Genomic DNA, 13,379 nt, shown 5'->3' on the forward strand with positions numbered 1-13,379 from the left:
CCGGTCTGCTGCCCGGGGACGGGGATCACGGACGGCGGACGGCGGCCCGAGTTCCGCGGCGACGGGCAGAGCGCCCTGCCCGGGGTGATCCCCGGCGGCGCCGGCCCCGTCAGGCGTCCTCGCGCTCCTCGCCGCGGCGGCGGAAGAAGCCGAAGCCCGGGATGCCGTTGATGGCCTGCCGGACGCCCTTGAGCTCGTCGAGCAGCTCGTGGACGTCCGGGCCGACGCGGTCGAGGGTCGCGAGGATCGGCATGATGTCCGTCTCCAGGTGCTCGGTCAGCGCCGGGAGCTGGTCGACCATGCGGATCGCCGCGTGCAGCTCCTCCTCGGAGAACTCGTCGACGAACCGGGTCGCCAGCGGGGCCGCCCGCTCCGCGATGGGGCGATAGGTCGCCAGCAGGGCGCCGGCCTGCTCGGAGAGCCCGGAGGCGTCGCCGACCAGGTGGTCGGCGCGGTCGGCGACGGCGGCGGCGCGCCGCACCACGCCCGAGGCGTCGTCGGCCACCGCACCCGCCCCGGCCACGATCGTGCGGGCGTCGTCGGCCACCGAGCCCGCGGACCCGACGATCCGCTCGGCCTCCTCCGCGACCGTCCCGACGCGCTCGACGAGGTCCTCCGCGGACGCCGCCGTGCGCTGGACCCGACCGATAAGCTCGCCGGCCGACGTGGCCGTCCCGGCGACCCGGGTGATGAGTTCCTCGGCCGAGCCTGCCGTGCCGGCGACCCGGGTGATGAGTTCCTCGGCCGAGCCTGCCGTGCCGGCGACCCGGGTGATGAGTTCCTCGGCCGAGCCTGCGGTGCCCGAGACCCGGGAGATGAGCTCGTCGGCGGTGCCCGCGGTACCACGGACGGCGGCGAGCAGCCCCTCGGCCTCCTCGGCCACCACGCCGACGCGCACGACGAGCGCCTCGGCGTCGGAGGCGGTCGTGGTGACCCGGGTGATCAGCGCGGCGGCGTCGGCGGCGGTGCGGTCGACCTTCGCGATCAGGGCCTCGGCCGTCCCCGCGACGCCCTCGACCTGACCGATCAGCCCGTCGGCCCGGTCCGCGATGCCGTCGACCCGGTCGAGCAGCCCCTCGACCCGGCCCGCGATGCCGTTGACCCGGGCGAGCAGGGTGGAGACCTCGTCGAGCAGGCCCACGGTGCGTTCGGGAAGCCCGGCCGCGACACCGACGGCCTCGCCCGTCCACCCGGCGACGGTGCGCGCCCCGTCGAGCAGGTCCGAGGGGCCCGGGACGGGCAGGCCCGCGATGCGAAGTGCCATGGGGTGATCCTCCCGTATGCGCGCCGTCCGGGCCCGGCCAGCCGCCGTCGCCGACGGCCACGATCACTCTCCGCAACCGGCTTCCTCGTGCATCGGTGCACATCGTGGCGGTTTGTTGCGGTCGCGTAACGACACTCCGTGAGCGCCGCCAGCCTTTGACCACCCATGATCGACCACCTAGGTTCGATCTCCGTTGCCGGTTGCCGGCGCGCGGAAGTGCCCGGTTCGGCCGCTCGACGAAGATGCCGCCGAAAGGGGCTTGCCATGTCCGGATCCGCCTGGAACCGCCGAGACTTCTTCCGTCGCACCGCGATGGCCGGGGCCGTCGCGATCGGGGGCCCCGTGCTCCTGAGCGCCTGCACCCAGACCAACACCGGCGGGTCGGGCGGCGGCAGCCTGCTGGAGTCGGCGCGGCAGAGCGGCACGATCCGCGTCGGCATCGCGAACGAGGCGCCCTACGGCTTCACGGACGAGACCGGCAAGGTCACCGGCGAGTCCGTCGAGGTCGCCCGGGCGGTACTGCAGCAGATCGGCATCAACGACATCCAGGCGACGACCGTCGACTTCGGATCGCTCATCCCCGGGCTGAACGCCAACCAGTTCGACATGGTGACGGCCGGGATGTTCATCACCCCGGAGCGCTGCCAGAGTGCCGCGTTCTCGGTGCCGGACTACACCGCGCCGACGGCGTTCCTGGTGCCTGCGGGCAACCCGCAGAACATCGCCACGTTCGACGACATCAAGAACAAGAACCTCCGGCTCGCCGTGCTCAGCGGCGCCGTGGAGCAGGGCTACGCCCAGAGCGCGGGCGTCCCGGACGGGCAGATCCAGGTGTTCGACGCCCAGAACACCCTGCTGCAGGCGGTGACCGCGGACCGCGTCGACGCCGCGGCCCTGACCAACATCTCGCTCAACGACCTCGTCGCGAAGAACCCGGGCGCGAACGTCGAGGTCACCAAGGGCTTCTTCCCGGTGATCGACGGCCAGGAGCAGGTCTCGGCGGGGGCCTTCGTGTTCCGCACGGGCAGCGACGACATCCTCAACGAGTTCAACAACGCGCTCACCCAGCTGCACCAGAGCGGCCGGTGGCTGGAGATCGTCCAGCCCTTCGGCTTCAGCGAGGACAACCTGCCCGGTCCCGACGTCACGACCCAGTCGCTCTGCACGGCGAGCTGATCCGGCGGTCCGGGTGTTCGACAACCTCCCCACCATCGTCTCGGTCCTGCTCGTGGGGCTGCCGTACACGGTGATCGCCACCTTCGGCGGCATCGCGCTCACGATCGTGCTGTCCCTGGTGGCGGGGTTGCTTCTGCTGTCGCCGAGCAAGACGGTCCGGGGCCTCACCCGGGTGTACGTCGAGGGCTTCCGGGGCACGTCGGAGGTCGTCCAGCTGTTCTGGATCTACTTCGTGCTCCCGGTCCTCATCGGCTTCCAGCTCCTCCCGCTCTGGGCGGGCGTGCTCGTCCTCGGGCTCAACCACGGGGCCTACGGGGCCGAGATCGTCCGCGGCGCCATCCAGTCGGTGCCCCGGGCGCAGTACGAGGGCGCGATCGCCCTGAGCCTGTCCCCGGCCCAGCGGATGCGCCGGGTGATCCTGCCCCAGGCGGTGATGGAGATGCTGCCGCCGATGAACAACCTGTTCATCCAGCTGCTGAAGTCCACGGCCATCCTCGCGCTGATCACGGTGCCCGAGGTGACCCGGCAGGGCCGGGAGGTGCTCGTGCCGAACTTCGGCGCCGACATCGTCCTGATCTTCGTGGTGATGCTGCTGATCTACCTGGTGCTCGCGGCGTTGATCACGCTGATCATGCGCGGGCTGGAGGCGGCCGCGGGTCGTCGGCTCGGTCGCCGCCCGTCGAAGTCGGGCTCCGGGCCCCCGGCCTCGAAGGTCCCCGACCCGGTGGGAGGTGCCTGATGCCCCTGTGGGACTGGAACTACGCGTTCGACATCCTCCCCGACCTGCTGCTCGCGCTGGTCACCACGATCGAGATCACGCTGCTGGGCTCGGTGGTCGCGCTGCTGCTGGGGCTGGTGATCGCGATCCTGCGCCGGGCGCACATCCCGGTCCTGGACCAGGTGCTCTGGGGGTTCGTCGAGTTCGTCCGGTCGACGCCGCTGCTGGTGCAGATCTTCTTCCTGTTCTTCGTGCTGCCGCAGTTCGGCATCACGCTGAGCGCCTTCGTCGTGGGCGTGTTCGCCCTCGGCGTGCACTACGCGACCTACACCTCCGAGGTCTACCGCGCCGGCATCGACGCGATCCCGAAGGGACAGTGGGAGGCCGCCACCGCGCTGTCGCTGCCCCGCTCGCGCACCTGGACCGGCGTGATCCTCCCGCAGGCGATCCCACGCGTGCTGCCGGCGCTGGGCAACTACGTCATCTCGATGTTCAAGGAGGTGCCGTTGCTGCTGGCCATCGGGGTGATCGAGGTGGTCAACGCCGCGCGCGAGATCGGCTCGGTCACCTTCCGTTACGTGGAGCCCTACACCATCGCCGGGCTGCTCTTCCTGCTGCTGAGCTACCCGGCGTCCATGTTGGTCCGACGACTGGAGCGCCGCCGTGTCGCCGCATGACACCACCACCGAGCCCATGATCGTGTTCGACGGCGTGGAGAAGCGTTTCGGGCCCAACGTGGTCCTCAAGGAGCTGAGCTTCACCGTCGCGCCGGGGGAGCACGTCACCCTGATCGGCCCGTCGGGATCGGGCAAGACGACGATCCTGCGGCTGCTCATGACCCTCGAGAAGCTCAACGAGGGCACGATTTCCGTGGGCGGGCGCTACCTGTCCCACGAGGAGCGCAACGGCAAGCTGGTGGAGCCCCGGGAGAAGTACCTGCGCGAGGTCCGCAAGCACATCGGCATGGTCTTCCAGCAGTTCAACCTGTTCCCGAACATGACCGTGCGGGGCAACCTGTGCGAGGGCCCGACCCGCGTGCTCGGACTCTCGAAGGACGAGGCGAGCGCCCGAGCGGAGGAGCTGCTCGATCTCGTCGGGCTCAAGGACAGGATCGACGCCCACCCCACGCAGCTCTCGGGCGGCCAGCAGCAGCGGGTCGCCATCGCCCGGGCGCTGGCGATGCGGCCCGACGTCCTGCTGCTCGACGAGGTGACCTCCGCGCTGGACCCCGAGCTCGTCGCCGGGGTGCTCAAGCTGTTGCAGGACATCGGCGAGACGACCGACATCACCATCCTCTGCGTGACGCACGAGATGGGTTTCGCCCGGGACTTCTCGCACCGGGTGATGATGTTCGACGGCGGCCGCGTGCTCGAGGACGCGCCTCCGGACAAGCTGTTCACCGACCCGGACCACCAGCGCACCAAGGACTTCCTGCACGCGGTGCTGAACCACTGAGGGCTGTGAACGACCGGGGCCGGACGACCGAGGGCCGGCGCCCGCCTCACAGCCCGGGCTGACCGGCGCAGAGGGACCCGGTGGTGACGCCGGGGGGCGGGAGGTTCTCGGCGGTGAAGCCGAAGGGCCGCACGATCTCCAGCCAGCGGCCCGACGACTGCAGGTCGTGCAGGCCCACGTCGAAGGCCGTGCGCAGGGCGGTGTCCTCCGGGCGGAAGGCGAAGGCGCCCATGGGGAAGACCCGCTCGCCGTCGGCGTTGACCAACGCGGCGACGCCCGGGGTGACCTCCACCGGCGCGCCGGGGTTGCGGGCCAGTGCGTCGAGCAGGGAGAGCCGGGTGAGGACGGCGGCCGGGACGTCGCCGACGACGACCGCGCGGAACAGCGTGCTCTGCCCGTCGTAGGTGCGGATCGCCTCCGGCGACACCCCGGCCGCGAGCGCGTACTCGTGCTCCGCCGAGCCGGACAGCACCCCGAGGGGCACACCCGCGCGCCGCACGCCGTCGAACGTCCGGATCCCGAGCGGATTGCCCTCGGCGACCAGGAAAGCCAACGGGGCCACGAAGTCCGGCTGGGAGAACGCGACCCGGGCGCACCGCTCCGGGGTGATCGTGGTGCCGGCGGTGACGATGTCGAACTGCTCGGCGAGCAGGGCGTCGAGCAGCCGGTCGAACGGGACCTGGATCGCCTCGAGCCCGCCGACCCCGAGTCCGGCGAGGACGGCCCGGGCGACCGCGGGAGCCTCGCCGGTGACCGTGCCGTCCGTGGCCGAGTAGCCGTACGGCCGCTCGCCCGCGATGCCGATGCGGGCCACGCCGTCGTCCTGCATGCGCTCGAGCGCCGAGGCCGCGCGGGACCCGCATCCCGCCAGCGCGGCGGCGCCTCCGAGCGCGGCCGCCCCCGCGAGGAGCGATCGTCGGGAGACCAGGTGCATCGCGCCGAAGGGTAGCCGCCCGCCCGGACCCGGCTAATCCGGCCAGACCGGGCGGCGCTTCTCCAGGAACGAGGCCATGCCCTCCTTGGCCCCGGCGGACTGGGACATCGCGGCCATGACCTCGACCGCGACGGCGTAGGCGTCCGCCTCCGGGCGGTCGAGCTGCGCGTAGAGCGTCTGCTTGCCGACCTCCTTGCCGAACCGGCTGCCGCGGGTCGCGCGGGCGAGCAGTTCGTCCGTGCGGATGTCGAGCTCCCCGTCGGGCACGACGTGGTTGACCAGGCCCCAGTCCGCGGCCGTGCGGGCGTCGATCGGGTCGCCGGTCAGGGCCAGCTCCATCAGTCGCTTGCGGCCGACGTTGCGCGCCACCGGGACCGCCGGGGTGTGGCAGAACCAGCCGCCCTTGCCGCCGGGCAGCGCGAAGGCCGCCGACTCGGCCGCGACGGCCAGGTCGCAGGTGGCGACGAGCTGGCAGCCGGCCGCCGTCGCAACGGCCTGCACCTTGGCCACCACGACCTGCGGCACGGCCTGGATGGTCTGCATGAGCTCGGTGCACAGGGTCAGCAGCTCCCGGACGCCCTTGAGGTCCCGCGCGGCGACGTCGGCGAAGTCGTGCCCCGCCGAGAAGGCCTTGCCCTGCGCGCCGAGCACGATCCCGGTCGCGTCGCTGCCGCCGGCGGTCTCGAACGCGTCGAGCAGCTCGCGGAGGTGGTCCTCGGAGAGTGCGTTGCGCCGTTCCGGCCGGTTCATGGTGATGCGGACGGTGTCCCCGTCCTCCTTGACCAGGAGGTGCTCGTAACCCATGGGCTCACGGTAGCTGGACGAGCCGCCGGCACGGGTCTACCGTGACCATATGACCGGACCCGCCCTTCCAGTCACGGCGTCGGCGGAGGCGGCACGCGAGGACCGCCTCCTCGATGCGGCCGCCGGCCTGCTGGTCCGTTGGGGGTACCAGCGCGTGACGATCGACGAGGTCGCGCGCGGGGCGGGCATCGGCAAGGGCACCGTCTACCTGCACTTCCGCACCAAAGAGGCGCTCTTCCTCGCCGTTCTGCTGCGCAGCCACCGCAGGGTGATCGCGCGGATGGCCGAGCGGATGGAGGCCGATCCCGCCGAGGCGCTGCCTGCGCGCGCCGTCCGATCGCTCTACCGCGAACTGCTCGACGACCCGATCACCCGACCGCTCTACCTCGGCGATCCGGAGGTGCTCGGCCGGCTCGCGCACGAGGCCGCCGGCACCCTCGGCGACCTCACCGCCAGGCGCACCGAGATGGGCCGGCGCTGGTTCGGGCTCGTGCGCGAGGCGGGCCGGATGCCCGACGATCTGCCGATCGACTCGCAGATGCACGTGTTCAGCGCCGTCACCACCGGCTTCTTCTTCCTGGACGGCATGCCCGCCGCACCCGGGCCGGAGGATCCGGACACCCGCGCGGACCTGCTCGAACACGCCCTACGGAGCGCCCTGGAGAGCCCGGGGCCGCCGCTCACACCCGAGTGCGCGGCGGAGTGCGCCGCGCTCTTGCGCTCGCTGCTCGACGATCTGCCCACCCTGAGCGAAACCAGGTGACCACCATGGCCGTGCTCGACGCGCCCGCCCTCACCGACCCGGAACTCCTCGCCGACCCCTGGCACGTGTTCGGCCGCCTGCGCGAGCAGGCGCCCGTGCTGCGCAGCCGGTTCGGGCTGAGCGGCGACGAGCCGCCGATCTGGCTCGTGACCCGCTACGCGGACGTGCGCGCGGTGCTGGGCGATCCGCGGTTCGTCAGCGACCCGGCGTCGGTACCGGGCGGACGGGACAGCCGCCAGGAGATGATGACGGCGATGGGGATCACCGCGGACCTCGCGGAGTACATGACCCGCAGCGTGGTGACCGTCGACGGCGCCGACCACACCCGGCTGCGCAAGCTCGTCTCCCGCGCCTTCACCGTGCGCCGGGTCGGTGACCTGCGGCCGCGCGTGGAGGAGATCACGAACGGGCTGCTCGACGGGCTCGCCGGCGCGCCGCAGCCGATCGACCTGGTCGAGGCCTACGCGTACCCGCTGCCCATCACGGTGATCTGCGAGCTCGTCGGGATCCCCGAGGAGGACCGCGCGGCCTGGCACGTGTGGGGCCGGGACCTGGTGTCGACCGACCCGGCGCGGGTGCCCGGCGCGCTGCGCGCCGCCGTCGACCACATCCACGGTCTGATCGCGCGCCGACGGGCCGAGCCCACGGACGACCTGCTCGGCGCCCTGATCCGCACGCACGACGAGGACGGAGGCGGAGCTTCCGGGGCCGACCACGGACGCGGCGACCGGCTCACCGAGTTCGAGCTGGTCAGCATGGTCCTCGCGCTGGTCTTCGCCGGCCACGAGACCACCGCGCACCTGATCGCGAACTCGGTCGCCGCCCTGCTGACCCACCCCGACCAGCTCGCCCGGCTGCGCGACGACCCGGACCTGTGGCCCACCGCCGTGCACGAGCTGATGCGGGTCCACGGGCCGGTCAGCATCACCGAGCTGCGCTACGCCACCGAGCCCGTCGAGATCGGTGGGGTGGAGATCCCGGCCGGGGCCGCCGTCCTGCCCGTCCTGGCCGCCGCCAACGGTGATCCGCGCGAGTTCGCCGACCCCGAGACGTTCGACGTCGGGCGGCGGGCCGAGCGCGGGGAGGGGCACCTCGGGTTCGGCCACGGCGCGCACTACTGCCTCGGGGCGGCCCTCGCGCGGCAGGAGGGTGAGGTGGCGCTGCGGGCGCTGTTCACCCGCTTCCCGTCCCTGGAGCTCGCCGTCCCGCCCGAGGAGCTGGTCTGGGAGCCGGTCCCCGGCTTCCGCCGCCTCGCCGCCCTCCCCGTCCGCCTCTGACCCAGCGCGTGACGCATCATGGTTCCACAACGCGAGATCCGGGGCCGGAAGAGCGCGTTATGGCTCCATAACGCGGCGTTCGGGGTCGGAAGAGAGCGCATTATGGCTCCATAACGCGAGATCCGGGGCCGGAAGAGCGCGTTATGGTTCCATGGTGCGGCTCACGGTCGGCGGTCGTGGAGGACCAGCAGCATGTAGGCGGCGACGGACTGGGCGTCGGTGATCTCGCCGGCCGCGACCATCGCCTCGAACTCGGCGATCGTGAACCAGGCCTGCCGCATGTCCTGCTCGGTGTGCTCGCGCTGTGCCTCGCCCTCGGTGAGCTCGGTGGCGAGGTAGACGTGCCCGCGCTGGCTGGACATCCCGGGGGCGACGTCGAGCGTGCCGATCTTCTCCATCCGGCCGGCCCGCAGCCCGGTCTCCTCGACGAGCTCCCGGACGGCCAGCTCGGCGGGGTCCTGGGCGGCGCGGTCGGGCGCGGTGCCGGCGGGAAACTCCCAGCGCCGCAGGCCGATCGGGTAGCGGAACTGCTCCACGAGGTGCAGCCGGTCGCCGTCGCGGGGGATCACGAGGGCGTACGTGGGCTTGTCGATCACGCCGTAGACGCCGTCCGAGCCGTCGGGACGACGGACGGCGTCCTCCCGGACGGTCATCCAATTGTTCGCGTAGACCTGCCGGGTCGAGAGGGTCTCCACACGGTCAGCCTCCCACCTGCGACGATCGGGCCGTGCGCGCGACCCGGCTGATGGCCCTGCTCTTCGTGCTGCAGCGTCGCCGCTCGGCCACGGCCGCCGAGCTGGCCGCCGAGCTGGAGGTGTCCGAGCGGACGATCTACCGGGACGTCGCCTCGCTGACCGAGGTGGGCGTGCCGATCTGGACCGAGCCCGGGCCGGGCGGCGGGATCCGGCTCGTCGAGGGCTGGCGGACCCGGCTCGACGGGCTGACCGCGCAGGAGGCCGCGGCGATGCTCACCATGGGCGCGCCGCAGCTGCTGGCCGAGCTGGGCCTGGGCGCGGCGCTGGCCGGGGCCCAGGCCAAGATCCTCGCGACGTTGCCGGAGGGGCTGCGCACACACGCCCGCGCCGTCGCCGAGCGGGTGCACCTCGACGCGCCGGGCTGGTTCCAGAACCCGGCCGAGGTCACCCACCTCGCCGTGCTCGCCCAGGCGCTCTGGGAGCAGCGCCGGGTGCGGATCGTGTACGGGCGCCCTCCGGGGTCGACGGTCGGCTCGGCGGGCTCCGCCTCGGGGTCGACGGTCGGCTCCGCAAGCTCCGCCTCGGGGTCGACGGTCGGCTCCGCAAGCTCCGCCTCGGGGTCGACGGTCGGCTCCGCAAGCTCCGCCTCCGGGTCGACGGTCGGCTCCGCAAGCTCCGCCTCGGGGTCGACGGTCGGCTCCGCAAGCTCCGCCTCCGGGCACCGGGAGGTGGAGCCCTTGGGGCTCGTGCTCAAGGCGGGGGTCTGGTATCTCGTCGCGCGGGTCGGGGACGACGTCCGCACCTACCGGGCCGCCCGGATCACCGAGGCCGAGCCGCTGGGGGAGACGTTCGAGCGGCCGACGGACTTCGACCTCCCGGCCTGGTGGGCGGAGTCGGCGGCCCGGTTCGCCGCGTCGATGCTGCGCGAGACCGTGCGGCTCCGGCTCTCGCCCGCCGGGCTGCGGGCCCTGCCGCACGTCACCGACGCGGAGGCCGCGCACGCCGCCGTCACCGCGGCCGGCGAGCCCGACGCCGAGGGCCGGCGCGAGGTGCGGCTCGACGTCGAGTCGCTGCGGGTCGCGGCCGGCCAGCTCGTCGCGCTGGGCGGGGAGGTGGAGGCGCTCGAGCCGCCCGAGCTGCGGGCGATGCTCGCCGAGCACGGGCGGGCGCTGGCCGAACGCAACGCCCCTCTAGGGTGACGGGCCGTGCGCCTCGTCATCGCCCGCTGCCAGGTGGACTACGTCGGCCGGCTCACCGCACACCTGCCCATGGCCCCGCGGCTGCTGCTGGTCAAGGCGGACGGATCGGTGAGCGTGCACGCCGACGACCGCGCCTACAAGCCGCTGAACTGGATGAGCCCGCCGTGCTGGCTCACCGAGGAGCCGGGCGTCTGGACGGTGCGCAACAAGGCCGACGAGTCGCTGGTGATCACCATCGACGAGGTGCTGCACGACTCCTCGCACGAGCTGGGCGTGGACCCCGGCCTGGTGAAGGACGGCGTCGAGGCGCACCTGCAGGAGCTCCTGGCCGCGCACCCCGAGACCTTCGGCGAGGGCTGGACCCTGGTCCGTCGCGAGTACATGACGGCGATCGGCCCGGTCGACCTGCTCTGCCGCGACCCCGCGGGCGCGCACGTCGCGATCGAGGTCAAGCGGCGCGGGGAGATCGACGGGGTCGAGCAGCTGACCCGCTACCTCGAGCTGATGAACCGCGACCCGCTGCTCGGCGCGGTCAGCGGGGTGTTCGCGGCGCAGCAGATCAAGCCGCAGGCGCGCACGCTGGCCGAGGACCGGGGGATCCGCTGCGTCACCGTGGACTACGACGCACTACGGGGCGCGGACCCCAAGGACCTGCGGCTCTTCTGAACCGCCCGGCGGGGCCGGCAGCGCTCCCCGCAGCTGGACCAGCACGAAGTCGCGCAGATCCGCGGTGGTGTTCTCCGGGTGGATCAGCACCTGCAGGAGCATGGCGTTGGTGTGGTACCGCGCGGTCCGGTCCACGTCGAGGTCGAGGCCGAGCGCGCCCGCGGCGTACCGCAGGGCGGCGTCCAGGATCAGTGGGATCTGGGCGATCATCCGGCTGTCGTCAGGACCCCGCGGCGGGCCGTCGTTGCGGATGGCGTCCTCGTACAGCGCCGCGAAGAGCGCGAACGAGAGGGTGCGGCGGGCCTTCAGCAACTGCGCCATCTCGTCGACTGCCGACCGGACCACGTCGTACGGGTCCGCGCCGGCCGCGACCTGGTGCTCGACCCGCGTCGCCGCCGTGGCGATCCGCGGCGCGAAGAGATGGGCGATGAGCGCGTGCTTGCTGCCGAAGTGGTGGTAGAGCGTCCCGAGCGCGACACCGGCCCGGGCCGCGACCTCCGTCATCCGGGTGCCCTGCCAGCCCTGTGCGGAGAACAGCTCCTCCGCCGAGCGGAGGACGGCGGCCCGCGTCTCGGCGTTGCGCTCCGCGCGTCGCCCGGGCTGCCCGTCGGCCATCGGCGGAGGTTAGCCCAACCCGTTCGCGTTGTGGAGTAGCTGGAACGCGTTATAGGTTTCTCGTCCGCGCGGGTGCGCCGGGGACCCGCGTCCCCGCGCGGACGCGGGGCGCGGCCCTGTGCGGGGGGAGGGGTCCGCGCAGCGCCGCGTCCCGCCCCTGCGGGGCCGGGCCGTGGCCTCCCGGGGTTAGCCGGGATGGTCCGCCCGGGACGCCCGAGGCACACGCGGCCCCTGCCCGCCGCCCTACCCTGACCGACGTGACCGCCAGCACCGAGGCTCCGGCCAGCACCAGCACCAGCACCAGCACCGACACCTTCGACTCGCTCGACCCGCGGACCGGTGAGGTCGTCGGATCGCACCCGGTGCACGGCGAGGCCGAGGTGCTCGCCGCGGTCGCCCGGGCCGAGGAGGCCGCCCGGTGGTGGCGCGGGCTGGGCTTCGACGGCCGCCGCGAGCGGCTGCTCGCCTGGAAGAAGGCGCTGGTCGCGCGGCTGGACGAAGTCGCGGGCGTGGTCTCCGCCGAGACCGGCAAGCCGCTCGACGACGCCCGGCTCGAGCTGGTCCTCGCGATCGACCACGTCGACTGGGCGGCGAAGCACGCCAAGAAGACCCTCGGCCGGCGGAAGGTGTCGCCGGGCCTGCTCGGCGCCAACCAGTCCGCGACCCTGGGCTACCCGCCGGTCGGGGTGGTCGGCGTGATCGGGCCGTGGAACTACCCGGTCTTCACGCCGATGGGCTCGATCGCCTACGCGCTCGCCGCGGGCAACACCGTCGTGTTCAAGCCGAGCGAGCTCACCCCGGGCGTCGGCGAGATACTCGGCCGGACGCTGGCGGACGCGGTCCCGGAGAAGGCCCTCCTGGAGGTCGTGACCGGCTTCGGCGAGACCGGGGCCGCGCTCTGCCGCGCCCCGGGCATCGGCAAGATCGCCTTCACCGGCTCGACGGCCACCGGCAAGCGGGTCATGGCCGCCTGTGCCGAGACCCTCACCCCGGTGCTCATCGAGTGCGGCGGCAAGGACGCCCTGATCGTCGACGCCGGCGCGGACCTCGAGGCCGCCGCCGACGCCGCCGTGTGGGGCGGGATGTCCAACGCCGGCCAGACGTGCGTGGGCGTCGAGCGGGTGTACGTCGTCGACCCGGTCGCCGAGGAGTTCGTCGCCGCGCTGGTCGCGAAGGCGCGCGGGCTGCGGGCCGGCGCCCGGTTCGGGCCGATGACGATGGCCTCGCAGACCGAGGTCGTGCGCCGGCACGTCCGGGACGCGCTGGAGAAGGGCGGCCGCGCGGTCGTCGGCGGCGAGGGGTCGGTGCGGGAGAACCCGGGCGGGGCACCGTTCGTGGAACCGGTCGTGCTCGTCGACGTGCCGGAGGACTCCTGCGCGGTCACCGAGGAGACCTTCGGGCCGCTGATCGTCGTCAACCGGGTTCCCGACGTCGCCGAGGCGGTCCGGCGGGCCAACGGCACGAGCTACGGCCTGGGTGCGAGCGTGTTCACCGGCTCGGCGAAGGAGGGCGAGCGGATCGCCGAGGGCTTGCGCTGCGGCATGGTGAGCGTCAACGGTGTGATCGCGTTCGCGGGGATCCCGGCGCTGCCCTTCGGCGGGGTCGGCGACTCCGGCTTCGGCCGCATCCACGGCGAGGACGGTCTGCGCGAGTTCACCCGGCCGCAGGCGGTGGCCCGGCAGCGGTTCGCCCTGCCCGTGCCGGTCACCAGCTTCACCCGGACCGCGACGCACATGCGCACCCTCCTCGGGCTCGTCCGGGCACGTCACGGCCGGTAGACCGGCCATCCGGACGGGGTGTTCCCGGCCTCATG

Annotated in this window: 14 protein-coding genes; 9 read left to right on the forward strand and 5 right to left on the reverse strand. The window is 73.1% G+C overall.

What is annotated here, in order from left to right:
- Window positions 1-109: 109 nt before the first annotated feature.
- Window positions 110-1,264: a hypothetical protein gene (locus ACL02T_RS00280; RefSeq protein WP_412828562.1), complete on the reverse strand. Its 1,155-nt coding sequence runs from the start codon at window positions 1,262-1,264 to the stop codon at window positions 110-112.
- 264 nt (window positions 1,265-1,528) lie between these two features.
- Here ACL02T_RS00280 and ehuB point away from each other — a divergent pair, with 264 nt between their 5' ends.
- Genes ehuB through ACL02T_RS00300 form a run of 4 tightly spaced genes read left to right on the forward strand, consistent with a single transcriptional unit; the run spans window position 1,529 to window position 4,613 of the window.
- A complete protein-coding gene (ehuB, locus tag ACL02T_RS00285) occupies window positions 1,529-2,440 on the forward strand; it encodes an ectoine/hydroxyectoine ABC transporter substrate-binding protein EhuB (RefSeq protein WP_412828563.1) in 912 nt (303 codons plus the stop codon).
- A 13-nt stretch (window positions 2,441-2,453) separates the two neighbouring features.
- Window positions 2,454-3,179, forward strand: a complete 726-nt coding sequence (gene ehuC / locus ACL02T_RS00290) for an ectoine/hydroxyectoine ABC transporter permease subunit EhuC (RefSeq protein WP_412828564.1) — start codon at window positions 2,454-2,456, stop codon at window positions 3,177-3,179.
- Complete coding sequence (ehuD, locus tag ACL02T_RS00295; RefSeq protein ID WP_412828565.1) at window positions 3,179-3,835, forward strand: ectoine/hydroxyectoine ABC transporter permease subunit EhuD; 657 nt, start codon at window positions 3,179-3,181, stop codon at window positions 3,833-3,835. The genes ehuC and ehuD overlap by 1 nt, the downstream gene beginning before the upstream one ends.
- Window positions 3,836-3,851: 16 nt before the next feature.
- A complete protein-coding gene (locus tag ACL02T_RS00300; protein WP_412829302.1) occupies window positions 3,852-4,613 on the forward strand; it encodes an amino acid ABC transporter ATP-binding protein in 762 nt (253 codons plus the stop codon).
- A gap of 46 nt (window positions 4,614-4,659) precedes the next feature.
- On the opposite strand, the gene ACL02T_RS00305 is transcribed toward ACL02T_RS00300, so the two are convergent.
- Both ACL02T_RS00305 and ACL02T_RS00310 read right to left on the reverse strand, forming a co-directional pair.
- Window positions 4,660-5,547, reverse strand: a complete 888-nt coding sequence (locus tag ACL02T_RS00305) for a transporter substrate-binding domain-containing protein (protein ID WP_412828566.1) — start codon at window positions 5,545-5,547, stop codon at window positions 4,660-4,662.
- A gap of 33 nt (window positions 5,548-5,580) precedes the next feature.
- Entirely contained in the window at window positions 5,581-6,351 is a 771-nt protein-coding gene (locus ACL02T_RS00310; RefSeq protein WP_412828567.1) for an enoyl-CoA hydratase-related protein, read from the reverse strand.
- A 49-nt stretch (window positions 6,352-6,400) separates the two neighbouring features.
- On the opposite strand from ACL02T_RS00310, the gene ACL02T_RS00315 reads away from it, so the two are divergent.
- Window positions 6,401-7,114, forward strand: a complete 714-nt coding sequence (locus ACL02T_RS00315) for a TetR/AcrR family transcriptional regulator (protein WP_412828568.1) — start codon at window positions 6,401-6,403, stop codon at window positions 7,112-7,114.
- Window positions 7,115-7,119: 5 nt separating this feature from the next.
- The gene (locus ACL02T_RS00320; protein ID WP_412828569.1) at window positions 7,120-8,391 is read left to right on the forward strand and encodes a cytochrome P450 family protein; all 1,272 of its coding nucleotides are present in this window, start codon (window positions 7,120-7,122) and stop codon (window positions 8,389-8,391) included.
- Between the two features lie 161 nt (window positions 8,392-8,552).
- Here the strand turns inward: ACL02T_RS00320 and ACL02T_RS00325 are convergent, their stop codons facing one another.
- Entirely contained in the window at window positions 8,553-9,086 is a 534-nt protein-coding gene (locus tag ACL02T_RS00325) for an NUDIX domain-containing protein (protein WP_412828570.1), read from the reverse strand.
- Between the two features lie 32 nt (window positions 9,087-9,118).
- Here ACL02T_RS00325 and ACL02T_RS00330 point away from each other — a divergent pair, with 32 nt between their 5' ends.
- Both ACL02T_RS00330 and nucS read left to right on the forward strand, forming a co-directional pair.
- Window positions 9,119-10,285, forward strand: a complete 1,167-nt coding sequence (locus ACL02T_RS00330; protein WP_412828571.1) for a helix-turn-helix transcriptional regulator — start codon at window positions 9,119-9,121, stop codon at window positions 10,283-10,285.
- 6 nt (window positions 10,286-10,291) lie between these two features.
- Entirely contained in the window at window positions 10,292-10,951 is a 660-nt protein-coding gene (nucS, locus tag ACL02T_RS00335; protein WP_412828572.1) for an endonuclease NucS, read from the forward strand.
- On the opposite strand, the gene ACL02T_RS00340 is transcribed toward nucS, so the two are convergent.
- Window positions 10,913-11,566 carry a TetR/AcrR family transcriptional regulator gene (locus ACL02T_RS00340; RefSeq protein ID WP_412828573.1) on the reverse strand — a complete coding sequence of 218 codons (654 nt, stop codon included), beginning with the start codon at window positions 11,564-11,566 and terminating at the stop codon, window positions 10,913-10,915. The two genes, nucS and ACL02T_RS00340, sit on opposite strands and share 39 nt — an antisense overlap.
- 257 nt (window positions 11,567-11,823) lie before the next feature.
- Between ACL02T_RS00340 and ACL02T_RS00345 the strand changes: the two genes are divergently transcribed.
- A complete protein-coding gene (locus ACL02T_RS00345) occupies window positions 11,824-13,344 on the forward strand; it encodes an aldehyde dehydrogenase family protein (protein WP_412828574.1) in 1,521 nt (506 codons plus the stop codon).
- The last annotated feature ends 35 nt before the right edge of the window (window positions 13,345-13,379 follow it).

Source organism: Pseudonocardia oceanicola, assembly GCF_047200735.1.
Lineage (GTDB): Bacteria > Actinomycetota > Actinomycetes > Mycobacteriales > Pseudonocardiaceae > Pseudonocardia.